The following is a 26,004-nucleotide window of genomic DNA, read 5'->3' as shown; positions in this document are numbered from 1 at the left end:
TCAACGGGCCAGCACGGGCTTGAGCGCCTTGCCCGTATGCGTGCCCGCAGCCACCAGATCCTCGGGCATGCCGGCCGCGATGATGCGGCCGCCGTCCTTTCCGCCTTCGGGGCCGAGGTCGATGATCCAGTCGGCCTCGGCGATCACGTCCAGGTCATGCTCGATGACGACCACGCTGTGGCCCGCATCGACCAGGCGATGCAGCACGCGGATGAGCTTGTCCACATCGGCCATGTGCAGGCCCACCGTGGGTTCGTCCAGCACATAGAGCGTGTGCGGCGCCTTGTTGCCGCGCCGGGTCACGTCGTCGCGCACCTTGGTCAGCTCGGTGACGAGCTTGATGCGCTGGGCTTCGCCGCCCGACAGCGTGGGCGAGGGCTGGCCCAGCGTGAGATAGCCCAGGCCCACGTCCTTGAGCAGTTGCAGCGGGTGGGCGATGCTGGGCATGCTGGCGAAGAACTCGACGGCCTCGTCCACCTCCATCTGCAGCACGTCGCCAATGCTCTTGCCGCGCCAGGAGACGGCCAGGGTCTCGGGGTTGAAGCGCGCGCCGTGGCAGACCTCGCAGGGCACCTTCACGTCGGGCAGGAAGCTCATCTCGATGGTGCGCATGCCCTGGCCCTCGCAGGCCGGGCAGCGGCCTTCGCCGGTGTTGAACGAGAAGCGGCCGGCCGCGTAGCCGCGCGCCTTGGCCTCCAGCGTTTCGGCGTAGAGCTTGCGGATGGTGTCCCAGAAGCCGATGTAGGTGGCCGGGCAGCTGCGCGGGGTCTTGCCGATGGGGGTCTGGTCCACTTCCAGCACGCGGTCAATGCCTTCGAAGCCCTGCAGGCCCTTGCAGCCCGACAGCGCAGGCGCCTTGCCCGCGTCCATGGCATCACGCCCGGCCTTGGTGGCGCGCTGGCCCACCCAGGCGGCCACATTGGCCAGCATCACGTCGCGCGCCAGCGTGGACTTGCCCGAGCCGCTGACGCCCGTGACGGCCACCAGGCGCTTGAGCGGCACGCGCGCATCCACGTTCTGCAGGTTGTGCAAATGGGCGCCGCGCACGGTCAGCCAGCCCAGCGCGTCGGAGGCGGGTTCGGCTTCGACAACGACAGGCGCGGCCTTCTTTTTGGATTTGGATACCTTGACAGGCGCGGGTTCCGGCACCGGTTCGGCCACGGCGGCAAGCTCGGCGGCCGCCTGCGGCGGCTGGCCTTCGCCCACCCAGCGGCGCGGCTGGAACGGGTGGCGCATGGCATGCAGCAGGTAGCGGCCCGTGATGGAGTCCTCGGCCGCCATGATGTCGGCCGCCGTGCCCTGGGCCACGAGGCGGCCGCCGCGAATGCCGGCGCTGGGGCCGATGTCGATGATGTGGTCGGCGCGGCGGATGGTGTCCTCGTCATGCTCGACCACGACCAGGGTGTTGCCCTTGTCGCCCAGCTTGTGCAGGGCGTTGAGCAGGATCTGGTTGTCGCGCGCATGCAGGCCGATGGTGGGTTCGTCCAGCACATAGCACACGCCCTGCAGGTTGCTGCCCAGTTGCGCGGCCAGGCGGATGCGCTGGGCCTCGCCGCCCGACAGCGTGGGCGCGCCACGGTCCAGCGTCAGGTAGCCCAGGCCCACTTCCTCGAGGAATTCGAGGCGGCTCTGGATCTCGGGGATGAGGTCGCGCGCAATATCGGCCTCGCGGCCCGACATCGCCAGCGCCTGCACCCATTGGCGCACGTCGTTGACCGACAGCTGGGCGATCTCGGCAATGCCCACGCCATGGAAGCGCACGGCGCGCGCCGTGGCGTTCAGGCGTGTGCCCTGGCAGGTGGGGCAGGTCACTTCGGCCAGGTCTTCGATTTCCTGGCCTTCGAACTTGACTTCGCGGCCCCGGTTGTCCTCGACCAGCAGGGTGTCGTCATAGACCTTGCGCTGGTCCTTGGTGAGCTTGACGCCCGTGCCCACGCAGTCAGGGCACCAGCCGTGCTTGCTGTTGTAGGAAAACAGGCGCGGGTCCAGCTCGGCATAGCTGGTGGCACAGACCGGGCAGGCGCGCTGGGTGGAGAACACCTGCAGGCTGCCGATGCCGGCCGTGCTCCGGCCGCCGGCCATGGCATCGGCCAGGTTGTCCAGGCCGGACAGCACATGCAGCACGCCCTTGCCTGTTTCCAGCGCCTGCGCCAGGTGGCCGCGCAGCTCGCGCTCGCTGGCCGCCGTGACGGTGATGCTGGCCACGGGCAGCTCGATGGTGTGTTCCTTGAAGCGGTCGATGCGCGGGAATCCCGTGGTGGGCAGGAATTCGCCGTCCACGCGCAGATGGGTGTAGCCGCGTGGCCGAGCCCAGTCGGCCAGCTCGGTGTAGACGCCCTTGCGGTTGACCACCAGCGGTGCCAGCAGGCCGATGGTCTGGCCCCGGAACTGCGTGAGCAGCTGGGCCGCGATGCTTTCCTCCGTCTGCGGCTGCACCGCGGCGCCGTCGTGGATGCAGTGCTGCGTGCCCAGCTTGACGTACAGCAGGCGCAGGAAGTGCCAGACCTCGGTGGTCGTGCCCACGGTGGACTTGCGCCCGCCGCGCGACAGGCGCTGCTCGATGGCCACGGTGGGCGGAATGCCGTAGACCGCATCCACCTCGGGCCGGCCCGCAGGCTGGACGATGGAGCGCGCATAGGCGTTGAGCGATTCCAGGTAGCGGCGCTGGCCTTCGTTGAACAGGATGTCGAAGGCCAGCGTGGACTTGCCCGAGCCCGAGACACCCGTCACCACGTTGAACTTGCCGCGAGGAATCTCCACCGACAGCTGCTTGAGGTTGTGCTCCTTGGCGTTGACGATCTCGATGGCATTCCTGGCGGCCGCTCCCGACATGGCATGCGCCTTGCGCTGGCTCTTGTAGAGCATGGGGGCGACCTCGCGCACGGCCTCGCCGCCCACGCCCATGGCCAGGTCGTACTCGCGCAGCGCCTGGGCCGTGTGCGAGCCAGGCACCTGGCGCACCTCCTCGGGCGTGCCCTGGGCCACGATGGCGCCGCCGCCGTCGCCGCCTTCGGGACCGAGGTCGATCAGCCAGTCGCTGGCACGGATCACGTCCAGGTTGTGCTCGATGACGATCAGCGAGTGCCCGGCCTCCAGCAGCTTGCGCAGCGCGCGCATGAGCTTGGCGATGTCGTCGAAGTGCAGGCCCGTGGTGGGCTCGTCGAACAGGAACAATGTGCCCTTCTTGGCCAGCGCCTGCTTCGACTTGGCCTGGGACTTGGCCGCCTCGGCCAGGAAGCCCGCGAGCTTGAGGCGCTGGGCCTCGCCGCCCGACAGCGTGGGTACGGGCTGGCCCAGCTTCACGTATTCCAGGCCCACATCGACGATGGGCTGCAGGGCGCGGATGACCTCGCGGTCCTGGGCGAACAGCAGGGCCGCCTCGGCCACGGTGAGCTCCAGCACATCGGCCACGTTGAGCTTGCGCGGCTGCAGCTCGCCGGCCGCGTGGCGCTCGATCGTGACTTCCAGGATCTCGGGGCGGTAGCGCGTGCCGTTGCAGTCGGGGCAGCGCAGGTAGACATCGGAGAGGAACTGCATCTCCACATGCTCGAAGCCCGAGCCGCCGCAGGTGGGGCAACGGCCGTCGCCGCTGTTGAAGCTGAACTTGGCGGCCGTGTAGCCGCGCTGGCGCGACAGCGGCGCAATGGCGAACAACTCGCGGATGGAGTCCCAGGCGCCCACGTAGCTGGCCGGGTTGGAGCGCGCCGTCTTGCCGATGGGCGACTGGTCCACGAACATCACGTCGCTCAGGTGGTCGGCGCCCAGCAGGCGCTCGAAGGCGCCGGCCGCATCCGTGGGCTTGCCGAAGTGGCGCATCAGCGCGGGCACCAGCACGTCCTGGATCAGCGTGGACTTGCCCGAGCCGCTGACGCCGGTGATGGTGACCAGTCGCTGCAGCGGAAAGTCCACGTCGATGCTGCGCAGGTTGTGCTCGCGCGCGCCTTCGAGGATGAGGCGCGGCGTGGATTCGGTCACCATGCGCTTGAGGCCGAAGCCCACCTGCTTGCGGCCGCCCAGGTAGGCGCCGGTCAGCGTGTCGGCATGGCGCAGGTCCTCGGGCGTGCCGTCGAAGACGATCTGGCCGCCGCGCGCGCCGGGGCCGGGGCCCATGTCGATCATGCGGTCGGCCGCGAACATCACGGCCGGGTCATGCTCGACCACGACCAGGGTGTTGCCTGCATCGCGCAGGCGCTGCATGGCCTCGGTGATGCGTTCCATGTCGCGCGGGTGCAGGCCGATGCTGGGCTCGTCGAGCACGAACAGGGTGTTGACCAGCGAGGTGCCCAGGGCCGTGGTCAGGTTGATGCGCTGCACCTCTCCGCCCGACAGCGTGCGGCTCTGGCGGTCCAGCGTGAGGTAGCCGATGCCCACGTCGCACAGGTACTGCACGCGCGCCATGATTTCGGCGTGCAGCATCTTGAGGGCCTGGGCCTCGCCGTCATGCAGCGGGGCATCGGCAGCCGGCGCCAGCTGCTGGAAGAAATCACGCAGCCGCACCAGGGGCAGCTGCATCAGGTCGTGCAGGCACAGGCCCGGCAGCGCATCCAGCTGCTCGCGGCTCCAGGCCACGCCCTTCGGCATGAAGCGGCGGTAGCGGCCTTCGTCGCCGGGCGGCAGCACGGCATCGGCGGCCTGCTTGCCGCCCAGGCGCCACAGCAGGCTTTCGGTCTTCAGCCGCGCGCCGCCGCAGGTGGGGCATTCGGTATAGCTGCGGTACTTGGACAGCAGCACCCGGATGTGCATCTTGTAGGCCTTGCTCTCCAGGTATTCGAAGAAGCGCTTGATGCCGTACCAGGTCTGGGTCCACTTGCCATTCCAGTTGGGCGAGCCGTCCAGCACCCAGCTCTTTTGCGCGTCGGTGAGCTTGGCCCAGGCCGTGTCGCGCGGAATGCCTTCGGCCTCGGCGTGGCGCATCAGGTCGTCCTGGATCTCCTTCCAGGCCGGCGTCTGCACGGGCTTGATGGCACCCGTGCGCAGGGTGAGCTTGTCGTTGGGGATGACCAGCCCCCAGTCCACGCCGATCACGCGGCCAAAGCCCCGGCAGGCCTCGCAGGCGCCCACGGCGGAGTTGAAGGAGAACAGCGAGGGAATCGGCTCCTGGTAGCTCAGGCCGCTTTCGGGGCAGTGCAGGCCCAGCGAGAACTTCCACAGCTGGGGTTCGGTGGGCTGGGCACCTGCGGCTTCCACGGCGGATTCAGGCAGCACATAGACCGTCATGTGGCCGCTGCCGCGCTTGAGTGCCACCTCGATGGCCTCGTAGGCGCGGGCACGCTCGACGTTGCCCAGGCGGAAGCGGTCGGCCACCACGTCCAGCATCTTGACCTTGAGCGGCGCCGCCGCCTTGGCCTTCTTGCCCTTGGCGTCGGCGGCAGGCTCCACGGCGCCGGCCTTCTCGGCCTCGCGCTCGGCCTGGACCTTGGTGAAGCCGCTGGCCGACAGCCATTGCTCCACCTCGGCAGCCGTGGTGTTGGCGGGCAGCTCGACGGGGAAGGTGATGGCGATGCGCGGATCACCGGCCTGCCGGCAACGCTCGGCCAGCTCCTCCAGCACGCTGTCGGGCGTGTCGTGGCGCACGGGCACGGCGGTGTCGCGGTCGAACAGCTGGGCTGCGCGCGCGAACAGCAGCTTCAGGTGGTCGTTGAGCTCGGTCATCGTGCCCACGGTGGAGCGCGAGTTGCGGACGGGATTGGTCTGGTCGATGGCGATGGCAGGCGGCACACCATCCACACGGTCCACGGCCGGCTTGTCCATGCGGTCCAGGAACTGCCGCGCATAGGCCGAGAAGGTCTCGACATAGCGGCGCTGGCCTTCGGCATACAGGGTATCGAACACCAGGCTGGACTTGCCCGAGCCGCTGGGCCCCGTGACCACGGTCAGCTCGCCGGTACGGATGTCGAGATCCAGGTTCTGGAGATTGTGCTGGCGTGCGCCGCGAATTCGAATCAGACCGTGCGTCATGGATGTTGTGTGGTCAGTGGGAGCCAAACATTCTAGGCAGTCCATGCGTCAGGCATCGGACGCTTCTCAATACCTGTATTTTCATACAGGTTAAACAAAAAAACGCCTCCTCAACAAATCCGCGCGACCATAAAAAAAACCCCGGAACCAGTCCGGGGCTCGTGCCTCTTTCAAGGTCTTACTTGGCCATCTGCACGGAGGCAGGCATGGCCTGCCCGTCCGGCACGCCCTTCACCTGGGTGATGGCCAGCAGCGACACGACAACAAAGGCCAGGCAACCGGCCGCGATGATCCTCATGGGTATTTCCTTGATCAGGCTGTGACAAGACGGGCCCAGACAAAAAGGCCCCGCACCTTTCGGTACGAGGCCTGATGGCAGGCAGGTGCTGATTGGAACAGACCTGCTTTGCTCGCGGCTTACGCCGCGCGGCGATCAGAATGCGTGGCGCACGCCGACGGCGAAGGACGAGAAGTCCGCGCCCTTCACGCCGGTCATGTAGTTGGCGCCGGCCTTGTTGTCCACCTTGGTGTAGTAGCCGTAGACCTTGGTGCGCTTGCTCAGGTTGTAGTTGTAGCCCAGGGTCCACTGGTTGGCGCCGGAGTCGGCAATGTTGCTCCACTTGTTGGCGTGGCCCAGGTTCACGTGGAACTCGGAAGCGCCCAGGGTGTACATGCCCGACAGACGGAAGTTGTTGCGCGTGCCGCGGATTTCTTCGTCGTTGCGCTGGTAGTAGCCGCCCAGCACGAACTGGCCGAGAGTGTAGGCAGCGCGGAAGGCCAGCTGCTTGTCTTCGTCGAACTGGCTGTAGCCGGCGCCCAGGGCCAGGGGGCCCACGTTGTAGTTGGCGGCCAGGTCGTAGCCGTTCTTCTTCTTGGCCAGGGCGGTGGCCTTCTCGTGCATGGAGACCGAGCCTTCCACCGTCAGGCCGCCGAAGTTGGGCGTGGTGTAGGAGATCTTGTTGGCGGTGCCCAGGCCGCTGGCGAACCAGACGGGATCGAAGTACAGCGCGTCGGAGGACGAACCCGTGTCATGGTTGTGCATGCTCACGTAGTCGGCCGTGGCGAAGTACGAGCCGGGGAAGAAGTTGCCCAGGCGCAGCATACCGAAGTTGCCCGACAGGTTCACTTCGCTCTGGCGGCCGAAGGTCAGCGCGCCGGTGGAGGAGGAGCCCATGCCGGTGTCGGAAGCGAAGCCGCTTTCCAGCACGAAGCCGGCCTTCAGGCCGCCGCCCAGATCTTCGACACCGCGCATGCCCCAACGCGAGGAGTTGTTCTCCATCTTGCTGACGCTTTCGTCACCGATCTTCTGGCGCTCGATCGTGGTGTTGATACGGCCATAGATCGTGACGCTGCTTTGCGCCATCACGGTGGTGGAACCCAGCACGGCCAGCACGGCCAGGGCAACGCGGTTCATCTTGATCATCTCGGCATCTCCTTGGGATTGTTGAGTGGGTATTCTTGAAATCTCAGGGCCGACTCCGGCTCTAGATCAGTGCCATTTGCGGCTGCTGCGAATTCTAGGTGCGGGCATGTCAAAAAATGTACGGCCGCCTCTGAAAATGCGCGATCTGATGCTTTGCTGCCACAGGCATGACATGGAAAACCAGTAGAAGCGCCATACGAAAAAGCCCATGGCAAACCGCCATGGGCTTTCGTCAATGCAGCGCCACAAAACACAGTCGGATACTGCGCACACCGCATGCAACCGGCGCGGCCCAACTCAGAGACGCCGAGCAAGAGCCGCCTCGCGGCGATGGCGTCGCCCCCCTCCCGCGAAGCGAGAGAGGGCGCCGTGCATACGGGGGAAGGCGCGTCAGCGCCTCAGGGGGAGCCCTCAATCATTCGCGTAGATATCCACATCCTTGGTCTCGCGCAGGAACAGCGTGCCGATGATGGCCGTGGCGCCCGCGATGACGATGGGATACCAGAGGCCGCTGTACATGTTGCCGGTCTGGGCCACGATGGCGAACGACATGGTGGGCAGCAGGCCGCCGAACCAGCCATTGCCGATGTGATACGGCAGGCTCATGGAGGTATAGCGGATGCGGGTGGGGAACAGCTCCACCAGCATGGCGGCGATGGGGCCGTAGACCATGGTCACGAGGATGACCAGGTAGGTCAGGATGGCGACCATCATCACCTTGTTCATCTTCGCGGGGTCGGCCTTGGTGGGATAGCCGTCCTCGGCCAGCACCTTGGCCACGGTCTTCTTGAACTCGGCGTCCTTGGCCTTGGCTTCCTCGGGGCTCAGGCCCTTGACGGAGAACGAGGGGATCTCGGTGCTGCCGATGCGGATGAAGGCCGTCTTGCCGGGCGCTGCGTCCTCGGAGTCATAGCTGACCGAGCCGGCGGCCAGCAGCTGCTTGGCCACGTCGCAGGAACTGGTGAACTTGGAAGTGCCCGTGGGATTGAACTGGAACGAGCATTCCTTGGGATCGGCAACGATCACCACCTTGCTCTTGGCCTGGGCCGCGGCCAGGTCGGGGTTGGCCGCCTCGGTCAGCGCCTTGAACACGGGAAAGTAGGTCACCACGGCCAGCACGCAGCCCAGCATGATGATGGGCTTGCGGCCTATCTTGTCGGACAGCGAACCGAAGATCACGAAGAACGGCGTGCCGATGATCAGTGCCGCCGCGATCAGCAGGTTGGCCGTCACCGCATCGACCTTGAGCTGCTGGGTCAGGAAGAACAGCGCATAGAACTGGCCCGTGTACCAGACGACAGCCTGGCCGGCGGTCAGGCCGATCAGCGCCAGGATCACGATCTTGAGGTTGCGCCACTGGCCGAAGGACTCGGACAGCGGAGCCTTGGAGACCTTGCCCTCGGCCTTCATCTTCTGGAAGGCTGGCGACTCGGACAGCGTCATGCGGATCCACACCGAGATGCCCAGCAGCACGATGGACAGCAGGAAGGGAATGCGCCAGCCCCAGTCCGCGAAGGCCTGCTCGCCGATGGAGGTGCGCACGCCCAGGATCACCAGCAGCGACAGGAACAGGCCCAGCGTTGCCGTGGTCTGTATCCACGAGGTGTAGGCGCCGCGCTTGCCGTGCGGCGCGTGCTCGGCCACATAGGTGGCCGCACCGCCGTACTCGCCGCCCAGGGCCAGGCCCTGCAGCATGCGCAGGCCGATGAGGATCACCGGCGCCGCCACGCCGATGCTGGCGTAGGTGGGCAGGATGCCGACGATGAAGGTCGACAGGCCCATGATCAGGATGGTCACGAGGAAGGTGTACTTGCGCCCGATCATGTCGCCCAGCCGCCCGAACACCAGTGCGCCGAAGGGCCGCACGATGAAGCCGGCCGCGAAGGCCAGCAGCGCGAAGATGAAGGCCGATCCCGCATCGAGCCCGCTGAAGAATTGCTTGGCGATGATGGCCGCCAGCGATCCGTAGAGATAGAAGTCGTACCACTCGAATACCGTGCCTAGCGACGAGGCAAAGATCACCTTGCGTTCTTCCGGAGTCATGGGCCGCGGGGTCGCCTTGACCCCCGCGCCTTGCGATGCGTTGATAGCCATGTCTGTCTCCTTGATTTATTGAATATTTAGCGGGCTTGCCATAGGCCCGCCGGTTCACTATCCGCCTGCCTGCTGACGCGAATCTGACTCACCTCTTACAGAAATTGACGGCGAACTGAACGATTTCTTACTAACTCAGCAGCAACCCTGATGCCGTCTTTTTCCATGTGAAAAGCACCGTAAAAACCCTGGCAAACCATGCTGCACTGCGTAAGCACTCGGTCAGAAGCGCTTTCCAGAATGCGCCGCAAGGCTGCAGATCCATGGGGCTGCCGCCGCGATTCCAACTTCAGGAGACAAACCATGACCGATCCGGTGGTAGACAAGATACAGCGCCATCCCAAATACCAGGAGCTGCGGTCCAGACGCAATCGCCTGGGCCTTTTTCTGACGCTGCTGATGCTGGTCGTTTATTACGGCTATATCGCGCTGATTGCCTTCGACAAATCCTTTCTGGCCCAGCCCATTGGCGCGGGCGTGACCTCGCTGGGCATTCCTATCGCCATGGGCGTGATCGTGTTCTCGGTGATCGTCACCGGCCTCTACGTGCGCCGTGCCAATGGCGAGTACGACAAGCTCACCCAGGACATCCTGAAGGACGCCACGAAATGAAGAATTCCGCACAACGCATGCTGCTGGCGCCCGCCGTGGCGCTGGCCCTGACGGGGCCCGTGCTGGCCGCCGGCGGCGATGTCGGCGTGGCCGCCAAGCAGGCCACCAACTGGACCGCCATCATTCTCTTCACGGCCTTCGTCGTGGCCACGCTGTGGATCACCAAGTGGGCCGCGGGCCGCACCAAGTCGGCGGCCGATTTCTACACGGCCGGCGGCGGCATCACGGGCTTCCAGAACGGCCTGGCGATTGCGGGCGACTACATGTCGGCCGCCTCCTTCCTGGGCATCTCGGCCTCGGTCATGGCCAGCGGCTATGACGGCCTCATCTACTCCATCGGCTTCCTGGTGGGCTGGCCCATCCTGACCTTCCTGCTGGCCGAGCGCCTGCGCAACCTGGGCAAGTTCACCTTCGCCGACGTGGCCGGCTACCGCTTCTCCCAGACGCCGTTCCGCGCCTTCGCGGCCAGCGGCACGCTGGTGGTGGTGGCCTTCTACCTGATCGCGCAGATGGTGGGCGCGGGCCAGCTGATCAAGCTGCTGTTCGGCCTGGACTACTGGATCGCCGTGGTGCTGGTGGGCGGCCTGATGATGATCTACGTGCTGTTCGGCGGCATGACGGCCACGACCTGGGTGCAGATCATCAAGGCCTGCATGCTGCTGGCCGGCGTGACCTTCATGGGCTTCATGGTGCTGGCCAAGTACGGCTTCAGCCCCGAGGCGCTGTTCGCCGAAGGCGTGCGCGTGCGCTCCGAGATCGCTGCCAACAACGGCGCCGACCCCTCGGCCGCCGCCAAGGCGGGCCTGGCCATCATGGGCCCGGGCGGCTTCATCAAGGACCCGATCTCGGCCATCAGCTTCGGCATGGCGCTGATGTTCGGCACGCTGGGCCTGCCCCACATCCTGATGCGCTTCTTCACCGTGCCCGACGCCAAGGAAGCGCGCAAGAGCGTGTTCTGGGCCACGACCTGGATCGGCTACTTCTACGTGCTGATCTTCATCATCGGCTTCGGCGCCATCACCCTGGTGCTGACCAACCCCGAGATGGCCGACACGGTCAAGGGCGTGATCCACGGCGGCGCGGGCACGGCCAACATGGCGGCCGTGCTGGTGGCCAAGAGCGTGGGCGGCGACGTGTTCTACGGCTTCATCTCGGCCGTGGCCTTCGCCACCATCCTGGCCGTGGTCGCGGGCCTGACGCTGTCGGGCGCCTCGGCCGTGTCGCATGACCTGTACGCCACCGTGATCAAGAAGGGCAAGGCCGACAGCGCCGCCGAGCTGCGCGTCTCGCGCATCACCACGCTGACGCTGGGCGCCATCGCCGTGCTGCTGGGCATCGTGTTCGAGAAGCAGAACATCGCCTTCATGGTGTCGCTGGCCTTCGCGGTCGCGGCCTCGGCCAACTTCCCCCCGCTGCTGCTGTCGGTGCTGTGGAAGGACTGCACGACCAAGGGCGCCGTGATCGGCGGCTTCATGGGCCTGGCGTCCTCGGTGGGCCTGACCATCGTCTCGCCCCCGGTCTGGGAAGCCACGCTGGGCAACCCTGCAGGCTCGGCATGGTTCCCCTATGCATCGCCCGCGCTGTTCTCCATGACCATCGGCTTCGTGGGCGTGTGGCTGTTCTCGGTGCTCGACAAGAGTGCCCAGGCCGCCAGGGAACGCGCCGTGTTCCCCGCGCAGCAGGTGCGTTCGGAAACGGGTCTGGGAGCTTCGGGCGCCTCCGGCCACTGAGCTGCCGAAGCGGCAACCACGCACAAGCCGGGCCATGCGCCCGGCTTTTTTTCATCCCTCGCCACACCAGAGACACTCAGTTTGATCGGCTGGAGAAGCCTTTTGAGCGGATGGGCGATGTCCTGCGTTTTCCCCGCCCCTAGACTCGGGGGTCTGCCGAGCGCTTCGTGCAGCATGACTTCTCTCTTCAACGCACAGGATCCATCCGACATGCAACTCACCAGCCAAAGCTTCCAGGACGGCCAGGCCATCCCCGGCGAATTCGCGTTCGCCGTGCCCGATGCGGCATCCCACGTGGCGCTGTCGTCCAACCGCAATCCGCACCTTGCCTGGAGCGGCGCACCGGCGGGCACGCAGTCCTTCGTCGTGGTCTGCCACGATCCCGACGTGCCCAGCCGCGGCGACGATGTGAACCAGGAAGGCCGCGAAGTGCCGGCCAGCCTGCCGCGCGTGGACTTCTTCCACTGGCTGCTGCTGGACATTCCGGCCGCCACCACCGAGATCGCGGCAGGCGCCCAGTCCGACGGCGTCACGCCGCGCGGCAAGAGCGGCCCGGCCGCCCCCGGCGGCCTGCGCCACGGCATCAACGACTACACGGGCTGGTTCGCGGGCGACGAGCAGATGAAGGGCGACTACTACGGCTACGACGGCCCCTGCCCCCCGTGGAACGACAGCATCGTCCACCACTACGTCTTCACCGTCTATGCGCTGGCCACGCCCACGCTGGCGGTCTCCGGCGAACTGACCGGCGCCAATGTGCGCGCGGCGCTGCAAGCCGGCCAGGTGCTGGGCAAGGCCAGCATCACCGGCCTGTACAGCCTGAACCCTGCGGTCTGCGCCGCTTGAACCTGAACGGCGACCCGGTGCCCGGCAGCCACTGGCTGCTGCCTTCTGCCGCCCCTGTGGTGCGGGCCGGCCTGTGCAGCCTGGCGCAGCCCAGCCTGCGCCAGGCCCGGCATACGCCGCGCTTCCTGTTCCATGAAGCCTGCCTGCTGCTGGTGGCGGCAGGCAGGCTGGACCTGCACGACGGCAGCCACCAGACCACGGTGGACACGCCCTCTTGCCTGCTGCTGGTGCAGGCGCATACCAGCGCCGATCTGATGAAGACACCGGGCAGCGGCGGACAGCCCTTTCGCTCCGTGCTGCTGGCACTGTCGCCCGAGCTGCTGGAGGCGTTCCACCGCACACGCGCCCAGCCCGCAGCGCTGCCGCTGGACGAGCAGGCCTTTCGGCAACTGCCGCTGGACGATGACCTGCAAGACGCTCTGCGGCAGGTGCTGGCCAGCGTGCCGTCGCCGACTCTCAGCGACGAACGGCTGCGCTACCGGCTGATGGACCTGCTCGCCGCGCTCGCGGAGCGCGGCCACATCCTGCGCCGCGCGGGCCCGCCCGGCACGGCCTCGCGCCTGCGCACCCTCATTGCCCAGGCGCCCCAGCAGCACTGGACAGCGCACAGCGCCGGCAGCGCGCTGGCCATGAGCGAGGCCACGCTGCGCCGGCGCCTGGCCGGCGAGGGCGTCCGCTTCGAGGAACTGCTGGTGGACACGCGCATGCACCACGCCATGCTGCTGGTGCAGACCACCGGCTGGAGCCTGCAACACATCGCCCAGGCCTGTGGCTACCAGTCGCGTGCGCGCTTTTCGGAGCGCTTCCGTGCGCGCTTCGGCTATTCGCCGTCCGCCTTGCGCTGATGCAGCGGGGCCGGCGTCCCGCCGGCCAGCCTGCGCAGCTTGATGAAGGCCAGCGCTGCCATCACGGCGTCGTTGAGCGCGTCGTGGGCCTCTCGCCGGGGCAGGCCCAGGTCGGCCATCAGCGTGGCAAAGCGCAGGTCGATCTCGGGCGCCTGCTGCTGCCAGGGCAGCAGCTGCCGGAAGCGGTGGTCGTAGTACAGGGCCGAGACCTCGATGCGCTCGTTGGGCAGGCCCGTGCCCAGCCAGGGGCGCAGCACGCGCTCGATCATGGCCACGTCGAATTCCAGGTAGTAGCCGACCAGCGGCCGGCTGCCGATGAAGCGCAGCAGCTGCGCGAGCGCGTCCTCGATGGCCAGGCCCCGGGCCAGGTCGCGCTCGCGCAGGCGGTGGATGCGCACGCTGTCCGCTGGCACGCTGCGCGAGGGGCGCACCAGCAGCTCCAGGCGCTCGCTGGACAGGATGCGCTCTCCCACGATGCGCACGGCGCCGATGGAGACGATCTCGTCGCTGCGCACGTCCAGGCCCGTGGTCTCGCAGTCCAGCGCCACCCATTCGCCGGGCGGCGGCGCATCGAAAAGGAAGTCATAGGCGGGGTCCGCCAGCCTGCGCCGCTGCCAGTTGCGCCGCAGGCCCGCCACCCATTTCGACAGGGGTGCCGCGCTCATACCGCGTCCAGCCGCAGGCGCTGGCGCAGCAGTTCCCGAAAGCGCCGCACCACGGCCAGCGTGTCCTTGAGCAGATCACGCTCCAGGCTGCTCAGGCGCGCCGGGTCCACATGGCCGGTGACGGGCCGGCCCAGGTCGATCTCGGCCAGGCCCGCCTGCAGGCGCAGGCCCATGAGAAAGTGCAGTCCTTCAAGCAGTTCGCGGCCCTGGACTTCATCGAGCACGCCTTCGGCCACCAGGGCCGCCAGGCGCTCGGCCGTTCCCGTGGCGGCGATGTGGTGGGCCAGCGCCAGGCTGCGCACGCCGTGGACGATGGGAAAGATGCCGGCCTTCTTGAGGTGCACGGGCGCCCCCTCGTCACCACGGCCCAGCAGCCGCTCCCACCAGCTGCCCGGCTCGTGCGCGAAGGCGTCGACGGCCGAGGCAAAGCGCGCCACCTGGGCGTCGCTGTCCAGGGCCAGCGCCATCAGGTCCCGCCGAACCTGCGCCAGCAAGGCTGCATCGCCTGCCGCGGCGTGGGCATCCAGAAAGATGGCCAGGTGCATCAGCCCTTGCGGGCTGGGCAGGATCAGCCATTCGCGCACACGACGGCCAAAGTCGGCCACCGTGCCGCGCCACAGCGGATTGCTGAGCATGATGCCGCCCGGGCATTCGGGGTAGCCGAAGCGCTGCAACTGCGCGGAAAAGCGCGCGCAGATGGCATCGAGGTCCTGGGGCGGCACATAGCCGTCGCGCAGCAGCAGGCCGTTGTCCTGGTCGGTCTTGAGCAATTGCTCGCCGCGCCCCTCGCTGCCCATGACGAAGAGGCAGCTGTGGGCCACCAGGTCCGGCGACGCCAGCATCTGCCAGGCACGCTCGAACAAACGGGCGTTGAGCTGCTGCACCAGGCGCGCCATGAGGGCAATGCGCGTGCCGCCCCGGTGCAGGGCGGCCACCAGGCGCGTGATCTGGGCAGCCGCCTGCTCCAGCGCCTGCAGGTCGGCGGCCTGCTCGATCTGCACCGTGATGAGGTGGGAGTGGTTGGCCAGGAAGCTGAACAGGTCCAGCGCCTCCAGGATGCCCAGCACCTGGCCCTGTGCATCGAGCACGGCCAGCCTGTGCACGCGCGCACGCAGCAGCACGACCAGGGCATCGCCCAGCTGGTCGTCGGCGCGCACGGTGAACACGGGCTGGCTGGCGAACTCGCCCACGGCCAGCCGCTCCAGCGGGCGGCCGTCGAGGATGGCGCGCTGCAGCGTGGTGCCCGTGAAGATGCCCAGGCCGCCCTGCGGCAGTCCCGAGACCAGCACGCTGGTCGTGCGCTCGGCATGGAACAGGCGCACCACGGAGACGATGTCGGTGGCCGCATCCACCACATGGGCGGCACGCAGATAGGCCTGGTCCACGCGCGCCAGCGTCAGCGACTGCAATTCGTGCCGGTCGGCGCGCTGGGCCAATGTGCCCAGCTTGTGGCCCAGGTCGGAGAACAGCAGGGCGCCAAAGGCCGTGTTGCGCGCGATCAGCTCGCCCACGGTTTCGCGCGCAAGCTGGTAGGCGATGAGCTCCTCGGCCACGGTGAAGCGGCTGCCCGTGCGGCCGGCCACCAGGGCGCGGCCGTCGAAGCTGTCGTCGGGGCCGTAGCTGGCCAGCACCTCGTCGCCCTCGGTCTGCACCACATGGCCCTTGATGATGACGAAGAGGTGGGTGGGCGCCGAGCCGGCGTCCAGCACCACGGCGCCCTCGGGGAAGTAGGCGATGTCCACGCCATCGCGCACCAGCGCCTGTTCGTCGGGCGTGAGGCAGTCGAAGGGCGAGGCGGCGAAGTTGAAGGCGTTGGGCATGGGGCGGGGCCGTTGTTCCAGCCCCGCCATTCAAACCTTCAGGCCTTGCTCCACGCTTGCAGCCGCGTCCCAGCCGCTGTCGAACCAGCTGTCGCCTTCCAGGTAGGCGCGCAGCATGGGCAGGCTGTCCAGGCCCCAGAAGAGGCGGCCGTCGACTTCCCAGGCCGGCACGCCGAACAGGCCTTGCGCGGCCGCGGCGTCGGTGTTCTCGCGCAGCAGGCGCTTGGCGTTGTCCGCCGCATCCGTGCGCAGCTGTGGCGCCAGCGTGGCGCGCAGGGCGTCGAGCCGCGCAGGGTCCAGCGCGTCGGCGCCGCCCAGCCAGACATGGCGCAGCACCGTGCCCGCGACAAAGCGGTTGACCGTGCCGTCGTCGCTGCATTCCAGCGCCAGGCGCAGCAGCGGCAGCGGGTTGAACGGATGGCGGGCCGGCATGTCCAGCCCCACGCCCGTGGCATGGCCCAGCCAGCTCACATGGCGGTAGGTCCACTCGCGCTTGCCCGCAATGCCGGCCGGCCCCGGGTTGGCATGGCGCTGCAGCAGCGCGCCCAGCAGCACGGGGCGGTACTGCATGTGGTGGCTGATGCCCTGCAGGGCCTGAGGCAGTTGCTCGAAGGCCAGCCAGGCATAGGGCGAGACGAAGTCGAGATGGAAGGTGATCTGCTTCATGGCGGCAGGCTCCTGCAGTGCAGTCCAGGGGGGTCTAGGGGACGGCGACCGTGATGCCCGCACGCTCGAGCAGCGCGTTCCAGATGACCAGGCGCTGGGACGCATCGGACTTGGACCAGGCACGGATCTCGTCGATGGTGCGAAAGCACCCTTCGCAATGGCTGCGGTCCGGCGTCATGCGGCAGACCGAGATGCAGGGCGATGGCACGGGCTCGTCGTCAGCGCGCGCAGCGAAGGCTGCGCCGGCCTTGTGGGCCAGCATTTCCTTGGGGCCCATCATGCCGCCACCTCCTGCACCACGTCGGCCCAGGGCGCACCGGCCAGGGCCTGCAGCGCGGCCGGCGTGGCCGCGAACACCGCATGCGGATGGCCGGCGGCCGCCCAGACCGTGTCGAAACGCTGCAGTTCCCGGTCCACCAGGGTCACGGGCGTGTTGGCATGGGCCACGGGGCTGACGCCGCCGATGGAAAAGCCCGTCTGCGCCTTGACGAAATCGGCGTCGGCACGGCCCACGGGGCCGACCAGGGCCGCGACCTTCTTCTCGTCCACGCGGCGGTCGCCCGAGGCCACGACCAGCACGGCCACGCCGTCGCTGCGGCGGCGGAAGATGATGCTCTTGGCCACCTGGCCCACGAGGATGCCCAGCTGGTCGGCCGCTTCCTGGGCCGTGCGCGCCGCGCCGTCCAGCATGCGCGGCCCCTCGCCATGGCCGGCCTGCTGCAGGAAGGCCGCCACGCGCTGCACGCCTTCGGGAAGATGGTGGAGTTCAGATCCGCACATGCTCACACCGCCTCGCATGCCGCCGCGCTGGCGCGTTTCGTCAAAAGAGCCTTGGCCACGCGCGACTGCGTGGGGCGGCCCAGGTGGTCGCTGATGAACTGGCCGGCGTCAATCAGCTTGTCCAGGTCGATACCGGTCTCTATGCCCATGCCCTGCAGCATGTAGACCACGTCCTCGGTGACCACATTGCCCGTGGCGCCCTTGGCGTAGGGGCAGCCGCCCAGGCCCGCCACCGAGGTGTCGAACTGCCACACGCCCAGCGACAGCGCGGCCAGCGTGTTGGACACGGCCTGGCCGTAGGTGTCGTGGAAGTGGCCCGAGACATCGTCGATGGCGAAGTGCTGCAGCGTGGCCTCGATGGCCTTGCGCACCTTGACGGGCGTGCCCACGCCGATGGTGTCGGCCACGCCCACATGCTGCACGCCGATGCCCTTCATGAGGCCGGCCAGGTAGGCCACGCGCTCGGGGGCGATCTCGCCTTCGTAGGGGCAGCCCACGGTGCAGCTCATGGCGCCGCGCACGTAGATGCCCTGGGCGCGTGCGGCCTCGGCCACGGGGGCGAAGCGGTCGATGCTTTCGGCAATGGAGCAGTTGATGTTCTTCTGGCTGAAGGCCTCGCTGGCTGCGCCGAAGACCACGATCTCGTCGGGCCACAGTTCGCGCGGCGCCGACAGCGCGGCCTCCAGGCCCTTCATGTTGGGCGTGAGCACGCTGTAGCGCACGCCGGGGCGGCGGACGATGCCGGCCATGACTTCGGCGTTGTCGGCCATCTGCGGCACCCATTTGGGGCTGACGTAGCTGGTGACCTCGATTTCCTTGAGGCCGGCTTCCTGCAGGCGGTGCACCAGCTCGATCTTGACGGCGGCGGGCACGGGCTGTTTTTCATTCTGCAGGCCGTCGCGGGGGCCTACATCGACGAGTTTGACGCGGGAAGGAATGCTCATGGGGTGTTCTCACCGGGATGACGGGTACGGCCCCTATTGTCCAGTCTTGCAGGTCCGGGCACCACCCCATATCCTGCCGGGCCATGCACAACGGCTGCCAGCGCCCCGTTCAGCCCGGCAGGGCCGCCATTTCCTCGCGCAGCATCTCCACCATGCGCGCGGCAGCCGGCGACAGGCGGCGGCCGCTCAGGCGCACCAGGCCGATGGGGCGGCGCAGCACCGGCCGTGCCAGCGGGCGCGCCACCACCTCCGGCCGCTGCACCACCTGCGCGGCCAGCAGCGGCAGCGCGCTCACGCCCAGATCGGCAGCCACCATGGCCGCGATGGTGGCCAGGTGCTCCACGGCGTACTGGGGCGCAAAGCGTATGCCGTGGGTCAGCAGGGCCTCGTCGGCGTACTGCCGCACGCTGGTGCCGGCCGGCATGGAGATGTGGGGCAGATGGGCCACGTCGGCCCAGCCCAGGTCACCGCGCCCGCGCGCCAGCGCATGGCCGCGGCCCAGCAGCAGCACGAAGCGGTCGGAGGCCAGCGGCAGGTAGTCCAGGTCGGCATAGGCGGGGTTGGCCGCCGTGAGCGCAAAGTCCACGCGGCCTGCGCGCACCATGTCGAAGGCCGGCCCGGCCAGGCTGTCGAACAGCTCCAGGTGCACGCCCGGATGCTCGGCCGCGAAGCGCGCCAGCACGCGGGGCAGCAGGCCCGCGGCCAGCGAAGGCAGGGCCGCCAGCGCCAGCCGCCCCACCTGCACCTGGGCCACCTCCTGCACGCGGCGCACGGTCTCGTCCATCTGGTGGCGCAGGATGCGCGCCTGCTCGGCGAAGACCTCGCCGGCCTGGGTCAGTTCCACGGCGCGCGTGGTGCGCTCGAACAGGCGCGCGCCCAGCATCTCTTCCAGCCGCGCCAGCGTGCCCGAGACGGCCGACTGCGACAGGTGCATCTGCAGCGCCGTGCGCCGAAAGCTCAGCGAATCGGCCAGCGCCAGAAAGACATCGACCTCGCGGGCCGACCAATTGATCTTCATGGCCGATCAGTTTATCGAAAAATGCGTCTTTACCGTTCAATGACGTCTGCCTAGACTGCGCCTCAAATCCATGAGATCAGCAGGAGACAGCATGCACAGCAGTTCGCCGCGCCACGCGCGCACGGTGGTCGTCGGGGGAGGCACCATGGGTGCCGATGTGGCCGTGGTCCTGGCCCGGGGCGGCGCCCTGGTGACCGTGGTCGACCCCGGCGCGGCACGGCGCGAGCTGCTGCTGCAGCACATTGCCATCGAGCTGGCCACGGCCGGCTTTGCCCGGTGCGCGTCCCAGGTCTCGGTCTGCGCGGCGCTGGAGGATGTGGCCTGGGACGGCGTGGCCCTGGTGGTGGAATGCATCACCGAGCGGCTGGACGCCAAGCAGGCGCTGTTCGCCGAGCTGCAGGCGCATGCGCCGGCCGACGCCGTGCTGGCCAGCAACAGCTCGGGCTTTCCCATCAGCGCCATCGCCAGCGGCCTGCCCACGGCGCAGCGCATGCTGGGCCTGCACTTCTTCATGCCCGCCCATTTGGTGCCACTGGTGGAGGTGGTGCTGGGAGAGCGCAGCGACCCGGCCCTGGGCCAGTGGCTGCACGCCTTCATGCGCGGCTGCGGCAGCGTACCGGTGCTGGTGAAGAAGGACAAGCCCGGCTTTCTGGCCAACCGCATGCAGCATGCGCTGTCGCGCGAGGCCTTCGCCCTCATCGACGAGGGCATTGCCTCGCCCGAGGACGTGGATGCCGCCGTGCGCTTCGGCTTCGGCTTCCGCTTCCTGGCGGCCGGCCCCGTGCTGCAGCGCGACCATGCGGGCATCGAGGTGCATTGCGCAGCGGCCGCCACCATGTACCCCACGCTGTCCAACACCGATGTGCCGGCCCAGGCCCTGCGCGATCGCGTGGCGCGCGGCGATCTGGGCATGAAGACCGGCAAGGGCTTCTTCGACTGGCCCGAGGACCGCCGCCTGGCCGAGCGTGCCCGCTACGACGCGCTGCTGCGCCAGGGCCTGGCCCTGCTGGCCAGCGAGCTGCCGGTGCCGGAGCAGGCACAGGACACGCCATGAGCACGCCGGCCCCACGTCAACCGCGTCGCCCACGTCACCCACGTCACCCACCTCGCAGTGGAACGACCCACTGATCATCACCGTGGCCCCCAACGGCGCCTACAAGCAGCCGGCCGACCACCGAGCCCTGCCGGTCACCCCGCAGGCGCTGGCCGCCAGCGGCCCCATGGCCGTGAATTCCTCGCTGTACAAGAGCATGCCCTTCAACCCGCTCAAGGACCTGGAGCCCGTGGTGCAGGTGTCGGCCTTCCCGCTGGTGCTGGAGGTCCATCCCTCGCTGGGCGTCAAGACCGTGGCCGAGCTGCTGGCCCTGGCCAAAACGGGCAAGACACTGAGCTTTGCCTCGGCCGGCAACGGCACGCCCCAGCACCTGGCGGGCGAGCTGTTCAACTCCATGGAGCAGGTCAAGCTGGGCCATGTGCCCTACCGGGGTGCGGGACCGGCGCTCAACGACCTGATCGGCGGCCAGGTGGGCGTGATGTTCGACATCGTGGGCAGCTCGCTGCAGCACATCCAGGGCGGGCGCCTGATCCCGCTGGCCGTCACCTCGGCCGAGCGCAGCAAGGTGCTGCCCGACGTGCCCACCATGGCCCAGGCCGGCGTGCCCGGCTACCAGATCACGGGCTGGCATGGCATTGCCGTGCGCGCGGGCACGCCGCCCGCCGCCATCGACAAACTCAATGCCACGGTCAACGCCATCTTCAAGGACCCGGCCTTTCGCACGCGCTGGGAGGCCATCGGCACGCCAGCCGTGGGCGGCACGGCGGCCGAATTCGGTGCCTTGATCAAGAGCGACTCCCAGCGCCTGGGTGCACTGGTGCGCAGCACCGGCGTGACGCTGGACTGAGCGCGCCCGTCAGTAGCCGCGCTGCAGGTCCACGCGGCCGCTCACGGCCTCGCCCCGGCTCAGCGCCGCGACCTTGCCCACGATCTGCTCCACGCTGTCGCGCGCCAGGGTGCGCGCCGAAGTGTGGGGCGTGAGCGTGATGCGCGGATGCCGCCAGAAGGCATGGCCGTCGGGCAGCGGCTCGGTGCGGAACACATCGAGCAACGCGCCGGACACATGGCCCCCGTCGATGGCAGCGACGAGGTCCTCGTCCGCCACATGGCCGCCGCGTCCCACGTTGATCACATAGGCGCCCGGCTGCAGCAGGGCCAGGCTGCGCGCGTCGATGATGCTGTCGGTCTCGGGGGTCAGCGGCAGCAGGTTGACGAGGATGCGGGTGGCGCGCAGAAAGACGTCGAAGTCCTGCGGGCCGCAGAAGCCACGCACGCCGTCGATGGCATGCGGCGTACGGCTCCAGCCGTTGACGGGGAAATCGAACACCGCCAGCGCGCGCGCCACGCGCTCGCCCATGCGGCCCAGTCCCATGACGCCCACGGGGTAGTCGGCACGCCGGGGATTGGGCCGGTGCTGCCACAGGCCGGCGGCCATGTCGGCCTCGTAGCCGTCCAGGCCCCGGAAGAAGCGGATCACGGCCTGGCTGACGTATTCGGCCATCTGCACGGCCATGCCGGCGTCCTCCAGGCGGTAGACGCGAAGGTCAGGCGGCAGGCGCAGCGGCAGCAGCGCATCGACGCCGGCACCGATGTTGAACAGGGCCTTGAGGCCCGGCTGCTCGTCGATGAAGCGCTGGGGTGGCGCCCAGACCAGGGCGTAGTCGGCCTGCGGCGCGCCCGGCGACCAGATGTCCACCTCGGCGCCCGGCAGGGCCGCGCGCAGTCCTTGCAGCCAGGCGTCGGGCCTGGTGTCTTCGCAGCAGAAAGTCACTCGCATAGGTGGCCAAGCCTAACGGCCTGGCGACGCCCACGCGCGACTTTTGCGCAAAACTGTCTTGCCTGCGGGCTCAGCTTTCCAGGCGCAGCAGCTCGGAGCCTTCGGTCACCTGGTCGCCGGGCGCATACAGCAGTTCGGCCACCACGCCGTCGCCGGGCGCGGCGATGGTGTGCTCCATCTTCATGGCCTCCATCACGGCCAGCGGCTGGCCCTTGCTGACCTTGTCGCCGGCCTTGACGGCAAAGGAGACCACCTTGCCCGGCATGGGCGCCGTCAGGCGGCCGCCTTCCGAATGCACATCGCCCGCATGGGCCAGCGGATCGGCCAGGCCCAGCACGGCCGCGCCCTGGGGAGCGAACACATGGCATTGCTCGCCCAGCACATGGACCTGGGCGCGCAGGCGCTGGCCCGCGAATTGCACGTCGAAGGCGCCGTCCCCGGCCTGTTGCCAGGACAGCAGGCCCTCGGCGAGGGACTCGCCCTCGCCCACGGCCAGTTGCAGCGCGCCGTCATGCAGGTAGCGCAGGCGCGCGGGCACGGCGGCCTCGCCCTGGCGGAAGTCCCAGCGCCGCTCGGCCACGCCGTGCGAGCGCCAGCCGTCGCGGCGGCTGAAGGGGTCGGCGGTTTCCTGCGCGCGCTCGGCCTGCAGTACCTGGGCCACGGCGGCGGCCACGGCCTGGGCCTGCGGCAGGCGCTGCTGGTGGAACAGATGCTGCTTCTCGCGCTCGATCAGCGCCGTGTCCAGCTTGGCGGTTGCAAAGGCATCGCTGGCGATGACCTGGCGCAGGAACTGCACATTGGTGGCCAGGCCCACGATGCGTGTCTCGGCCAGGGCGGCATCGAGCCGCGCCAGCGCCTGTTCGCGCGTGTCGCCATGCACGATGAGCTTGGCGATCATGGAGTCGTAGAAGGGGCTGATGGCATCGCCCTCGCGCACGCCGTCGTCCACGCGCACGTCGCCGACACGGAAGCTGGCGCAGTCGGGCTTGCGATAGACATGCAGGGTGCCGGTGGCGGGCAGGAAGCCGTTGTCGGGGTTTTCTGCGCAGATGCGCGCCTCGATGGCATGGCCGGTGATGCGCAGCTCGTCCTGGCGCTTGGGCAGGGGCAGGCCGCTGGCCACGCGCAGCTGCCAGTCCACCAGGTCCTCGCCCGTGATGGCCTCGGTCACCGGGTGCTCGACCTGCAGGCGGGTGTTCATTTCCATGAAGTAGAACTTCATGGCCTCGGGCTGGTCGTAGCCGCCGGGCTGCTCGACGATGAATTCCACCGTGCCCGCGCCCACGTAGTTCACGGCCTGGGCGGCGGCCACGGCGGCCTCGCCCATCTTCTGGCGCAGCGCAGGCGTCATGCCGGGCGCGGGGGACTCCTCCAGCACCTTCTGGTGGCGGCGCTGCACCGAGCAGTCGCGCTCGAACAGGTAGACGCAGTTGCCCTGGGTGTCGCCAAAGACCTGGATCTCGATGTGGCGCGGGCGCAGCACGTATTTCTCGACCAGCACGGCATCGTCGCCGAAGCTGTTGATGGCCTCGCGCTGGCAGCTGGCCAGGGCGGCGGCAAAGTCCTCGCTGCGCTCGACCAGGCGCATGCCCTTGCCACCGCCGCCGGCGCTGGCCTTGATCAGCACCGGGTAGCCGATGCGGTCGGCCTCGCGCTGCAGCAGCTGCGGGTCCTGGTCGGCCCCGTGGTAGCCGGGCACCAGGGGCACGCCGGCCTTTTCCATGAGCTGCTTGGAGGCCGCCTTCAGGCCCATGGCGCGGATGGCCGAGGGCGGCGGGCCGATGAAGACCAGGCCGGCATCGGCGCAGGCCTGGGCGAATTCCTCGTTCTCGCTGAGAAAACCGTAGCCGGGGTGGATGGCCTGGGCGCCCGTGGCCTTGGCGGCCTCCAGGATGCGTTCCCAGCGCAGATAGCTGTCCTTGGGGGCGCTGCCGCCGATGTGCACGGCCTCGTCGCAGGCCTGCACATGCTTGGCGCGGGCATCGGCGTCCGAGTACACGGCCACGGTGCGCACGCCCATGCGGCGGGCGGAAGCCGCGACGCGGCAGGCGATTTCACCGCGGTTGGCGATCAGGATCTTCTTGAACATGCGTTATCTCCAGTATTTTCTCTGCAGCCCCGGTCATTCGGCGACCGGCGGCTATGGTTTTTGATTCATCGCGGGAGACCCGCCGAACAGCGCGCGCAGGCGCTGCACCACGGCCTTGAGAAAGCGCCACAGCGCCCAGGTCAGCAGCCACAGCGCGATGACCACGACCAGCAGCACGGCGGCGAAGGCCAGCGGGTGCGTGAGCGCCAGCCAGATCGCGCCCACCGAGGCGCCGTCCTCCACCAGGCTGGCGCCCACGTTGGAAAACGGCTCGGGCGAGGTGTTGATGGCCGCGCGCGTCGTGCTTTTGGCCACCTGGCTGGACAGGGCCAGCGAGCCGCCCATCAGGGCCGCCATGGTGGCCATGGTCGCGCTGTCGGCGCCGAAGACGCCGGCCGCCAGCGCCGCGCCCGCCGGGATGCGGATCACGCTTTGCAGCAGGTCCCAGACCGAGTCCACCCCGGGGATCTTGTCGGCGAAGAACTCCACGAACAGCAGCGCTCCGCTGGCGAACAGCAGGGCCGGATGCTCCAGCACATGCAGCCCGCCCGGCAGCACCACCCAGCCCAGCGCCCCCAGCAGCCCGGTCACGAACACCACGGCGTAGAGCCGGAAACCGCTGGCCCAGCCCAGTGCGGCGGCCAGCGCCAGCAGGCCGGCCATGTCCATGCCGCTGGTGGCCTGGCCCACGCGCTCGGCCACTTCGCCAGCCGCCTCGCTGACCGTGTGGTGCACGGCCGGGCCCGGGTACAGGCCCACGGACTGCAGCCACTGGACGAGGGAGTCGGTCAGGGTGCTCATGGTGTTGGCTCGGCGTTGGCTCGGCGTTGCTCGGTGGTGGCGCGATGAATGGGCAGCCTGCGCGTGTCAGGCCAGCCAGGCCGGCTTGCGCTTTTGGAGGAAGGCCTGCACGCCCTCCTTGCCCTCGGCGCTGGCCCGGATGTCGGCGATGCCTTCGACGGTGGCGGCGATCAGCTGCTCGTTGATCTCGCGCTCGGCCACGTCGATCACCAGGCGCTTGCAGGCGCGGGCGGCGGCGGGACCGGCGCTGACCAGGTGCTTGAGCAGGCCGTCCACGGCGTTGTCCAGCTCTTCGGCGGGCACGACGCGGTGCACGAAGCCGATGCGCAGCGCCTCGGCCGCGTCGAAGCGCTCACCGGTCAGGAAGTAGCGGTGGGCGGCGCGCGCGCCCATGGCGCGGATCACGTAGGGGCTGATGGTGGCGGGGATGAGGCCGATCTTCACTTCGGACAGGCAAAAGCCCGCGCCCTCGGCGGCCACGGCCATGTCGCAGGCCGCGACCAGGCCCATGCCGCCCGCATAGACATCGCCCTGCACGCGCGCGATGGTGGGTTGCGGGCATTCGTAGATCACGCGCAGCATCTCGGCCAGCAGGCCGGCGTCCTCGCGGTTCTCGTCGCGCGAGTAGTCGGCCATGCGGCGCATCCAGTTGAGGTTGGCGCCCGCGCAAAAGGCCGGCCCCTCGGCGGCCAGCACCACGGCGCGCACGTCGCTGCGCTTGCCCACGGCGTGGAAGGCGTGGGTGATGTCGGCAATGACCTCGTCGCTGAAGGCATTGCGCACTTCGGGCTGGGTCAGCGTGATGGTGGCCAGGGGGCCCTGGAATTCGAGGGTCAGTGCGGTGGTTTTCATGAAGTACCTCGCTGCAAGGAAAGGGAAGCC

General features: G+C 68.5%; 19 protein-coding genes and 1 pseudogene. 6 read left to right on the top strand and 14 right to left on the bottom strand.

All coding sequences use genetic code 11. The features are described from left to right. The 3 genes from uvrA to ACRSCF_RS03445 all read right to left on the bottom strand — a co-directional run bounded on the left by uvrA (position 1) and on the right by ACRSCF_RS03445 (position 9,475). A complete protein-coding gene (gene uvrA / locus ACRSCF_RS03455; RefSeq protein WP_244387762.1) occupies positions 1 to 5,958 on the bottom strand; it encodes an excinuclease ABC subunit UvrA in 5,958 nt (1,985 codons plus the stop codon). Between the two features lie 433 nt (positions 5,959 to 6,391). Then, positions 6,392 to 7,381, bottom strand: coding sequence for a porin (locus ACRSCF_RS03450; protein ID WP_016450048.1), 990 nt, complete (start codon positions 7,379 to 7,381; stop codon positions 6,392 to 6,394). A 411-nt stretch (positions 7,382 to 7,792) separates the two neighbouring features. Further along, entirely contained in the window at positions 7,793 to 9,475 is a 1,683-nt protein-coding gene (locus ACRSCF_RS03445; protein ID WP_016450047.1) for an MFS transporter, read from the bottom strand. Positions 9,476 to 9,778: 303 nt separating this feature from the next. Between ACRSCF_RS03445 and ACRSCF_RS03440 the strand changes: the two genes are divergently transcribed. The 4 genes from ACRSCF_RS03440 to ACRSCF_RS03425 all read left to right on the top strand — a co-directional run bounded on the left by ACRSCF_RS03440 (position 9,779) and on the right by ACRSCF_RS03425 (position 13,508). Beyond that, on the top strand, positions 9,779 to 10,087 hold the full coding sequence (locus ACRSCF_RS03440; RefSeq protein ID WP_012207753.1) for a DUF485 domain-containing protein: 309 nt from the start codon (positions 9,779 to 9,781) through the stop codon (positions 10,085 to 10,087). Continuing rightward, positions 10,084 to 11,817, top strand: coding sequence for a cation acetate symporter (locus ACRSCF_RS03435; RefSeq protein ID WP_016450046.1), 1,734 nt, complete (start codon positions 10,084 to 10,086; stop codon positions 11,815 to 11,817). Before ACRSCF_RS03440 ends, ACRSCF_RS03435 begins: the two co-directional genes overlap by 4 nt. Before the next feature lie 210 nt (positions 11,818 to 12,027). Further along, positions 12,028 to 12,663 (top strand): YbhB/YbcL family Raf kinase inhibitor-like protein, encoded by a 636-nt coding sequence (locus ACRSCF_RS03430; RefSeq protein WP_016450045.1) that lies wholly within the window; start codon positions 12,028 to 12,030, stop codon positions 12,661 to 12,663. Further along, on the top strand, positions 12,660 to 13,508 hold the full coding sequence (locus ACRSCF_RS03425; protein ID WP_017407741.1) for an AraC family transcriptional regulator: 849 nt from the start codon (positions 12,660 to 12,662) through the stop codon (positions 13,506 to 13,508). The genes ACRSCF_RS03430 and ACRSCF_RS03425 overlap by 4 nt, the downstream gene beginning before the upstream one ends. On the opposite strand, the gene ACRSCF_RS03420 is transcribed toward ACRSCF_RS03425, so the two are convergent. The 7 genes from ACRSCF_RS03420 to ACRSCF_RS03390 form a co-directional block, all read right to left on the bottom strand. Further along, positions 13,484 to 14,173, bottom strand: a complete 690-nt coding sequence (locus tag ACRSCF_RS03420) for a 3'-5' exonuclease (protein WP_016452777.1) — start codon at positions 14,171 to 14,173, stop codon at positions 13,484 to 13,486. The two genes, ACRSCF_RS03425 and ACRSCF_RS03420, sit on opposite strands and share 25 nt — an antisense overlap. Continuing rightward, positions 14,170 to 16,023, bottom strand: coding sequence for a putative nucleotidyltransferase substrate binding domain-containing protein (locus ACRSCF_RS03415; protein WP_133073115.1), 1,854 nt, complete (start codon positions 16,021 to 16,023; stop codon positions 14,170 to 14,172). The genes ACRSCF_RS03420 and ACRSCF_RS03415 overlap by 4 nt, the downstream gene beginning before the upstream one ends. Beyond that, complete coding sequence (locus ACRSCF_RS03410) at positions 16,024 to 16,659, bottom strand: DsbA family protein (RefSeq protein WP_034363224.1); 636 nt, start codon at positions 16,657 to 16,659, stop codon at positions 16,024 to 16,026. It abuts the gene before it with no gap. 34 nt (positions 16,660 to 16,693) lie between these two features. Beyond that, the gene (locus tag ACRSCF_RS03405; RefSeq protein ID WP_016450040.1) at positions 16,694 to 16,939 is read right to left on the bottom strand and encodes a DUF1289 domain-containing protein; all 246 of its coding nucleotides are present in this window, start codon (positions 16,937 to 16,939) and stop codon (positions 16,694 to 16,696) included. Beyond that, positions 16,936 to 17,439, bottom strand: coding sequence for a YbaK/EbsC family protein (locus tag ACRSCF_RS03400; protein ID WP_016452780.1), 504 nt, complete (start codon positions 17,437 to 17,439; stop codon positions 16,936 to 16,938). The genes ACRSCF_RS03405 and ACRSCF_RS03400 overlap by 4 nt, the downstream gene beginning before the upstream one ends. Before the next feature lie 2 nt (positions 17,440 to 17,441). After that, complete coding sequence (locus ACRSCF_RS03395) at positions 17,442 to 18,383, bottom strand: hydroxymethylglutaryl-CoA lyase (protein WP_432675185.1); 942 nt, start codon at positions 18,381 to 18,383, stop codon at positions 17,442 to 17,444. Positions 18,384 to 18,492: 109 nt separating this feature from the next. After that, positions 18,493 to 19,401: a LysR family transcriptional regulator gene (locus ACRSCF_RS03390; protein WP_012207762.1), complete on the bottom strand. Its 909-nt coding sequence runs from the start codon at positions 19,399 to 19,401 to the stop codon at positions 18,493 to 18,495. A 91-nt stretch (positions 19,402 to 19,492) separates the two neighbouring features. Between ACRSCF_RS03390 and ACRSCF_RS03385 the strand changes: the two genes are divergently transcribed. Next, complete coding sequence (locus tag ACRSCF_RS03385; protein ID WP_046241420.1) at positions 19,493 to 20,455, top strand: 3-hydroxyacyl-CoA dehydrogenase family protein; 963 nt, start codon at positions 19,493 to 19,495, stop codon at positions 20,453 to 20,455. 25 nt (positions 20,456 to 20,480) lie between these two features. Then, positions 20,481 to 21,302: pseudogene (locus ACRSCF_RS03380) on the top strand (tripartite tricarboxylate transporter substrate-binding protein); the annotation flags it as partial. A 9-nt stretch (positions 21,303 to 21,311) separates the two neighbouring features. On the opposite strand, the gene ACRSCF_RS03375 reads toward ACRSCF_RS03380, so the two are convergent. The 4 genes from ACRSCF_RS03375 to ACRSCF_RS03360 all read right to left on the bottom strand — a co-directional run bounded on the left by ACRSCF_RS03375 (position 21,312) and on the right by ACRSCF_RS03360 (position 25,974). Further along, positions 21,312 to 22,232 (bottom strand): 2-hydroxyacid dehydrogenase, encoded by a 921-nt coding sequence (locus tag ACRSCF_RS03375; protein WP_034363220.1) that lies wholly within the window; start codon positions 22,230 to 22,232, stop codon positions 21,312 to 21,314. A 70-nt stretch (positions 22,233 to 22,302) separates the two neighbouring features. Further along, positions 22,303 to 24,321: an acetyl/propionyl/methylcrotonyl-CoA carboxylase subunit alpha gene (locus tag ACRSCF_RS03370; RefSeq protein WP_034363217.1), complete on the bottom strand. Its 2,019-nt coding sequence runs from the start codon at positions 24,319 to 24,321 to the stop codon at positions 22,303 to 22,305. A 51-nt stretch (positions 24,322 to 24,372) separates the two neighbouring features. Next, a complete protein-coding gene (locus tag ACRSCF_RS03365; RefSeq protein WP_034363214.1) occupies positions 24,373 to 25,122 on the bottom strand; it encodes a DUF4126 domain-containing protein in 750 nt (249 codons plus the stop codon). Positions 25,123 to 25,188: 66 nt separating this feature from the next. Continuing rightward, positions 25,189 to 25,974, bottom strand: coding sequence for an enoyl-CoA hydratase/isomerase family protein (locus ACRSCF_RS03360; RefSeq protein WP_034363212.1), 786 nt, complete (start codon positions 25,972 to 25,974; stop codon positions 25,189 to 25,191). Positions 25,975 to 26,004 lie beyond the last annotated feature (30 nt).

The sequence above is a fragment of the Delftia sp. 11MD genome, from assembly GCF_050907895.1.
Lineage (GTDB): Bacteria > Pseudomonadota > Gammaproteobacteria > Burkholderiales > Burkholderiaceae_C > Comamonas > Comamonas tsuruhatensis.
The sequence above is the reverse complement of the archived record's forward strand: the minus strand, read 5'-3'. Positions and strand labels throughout refer to the sequence as shown.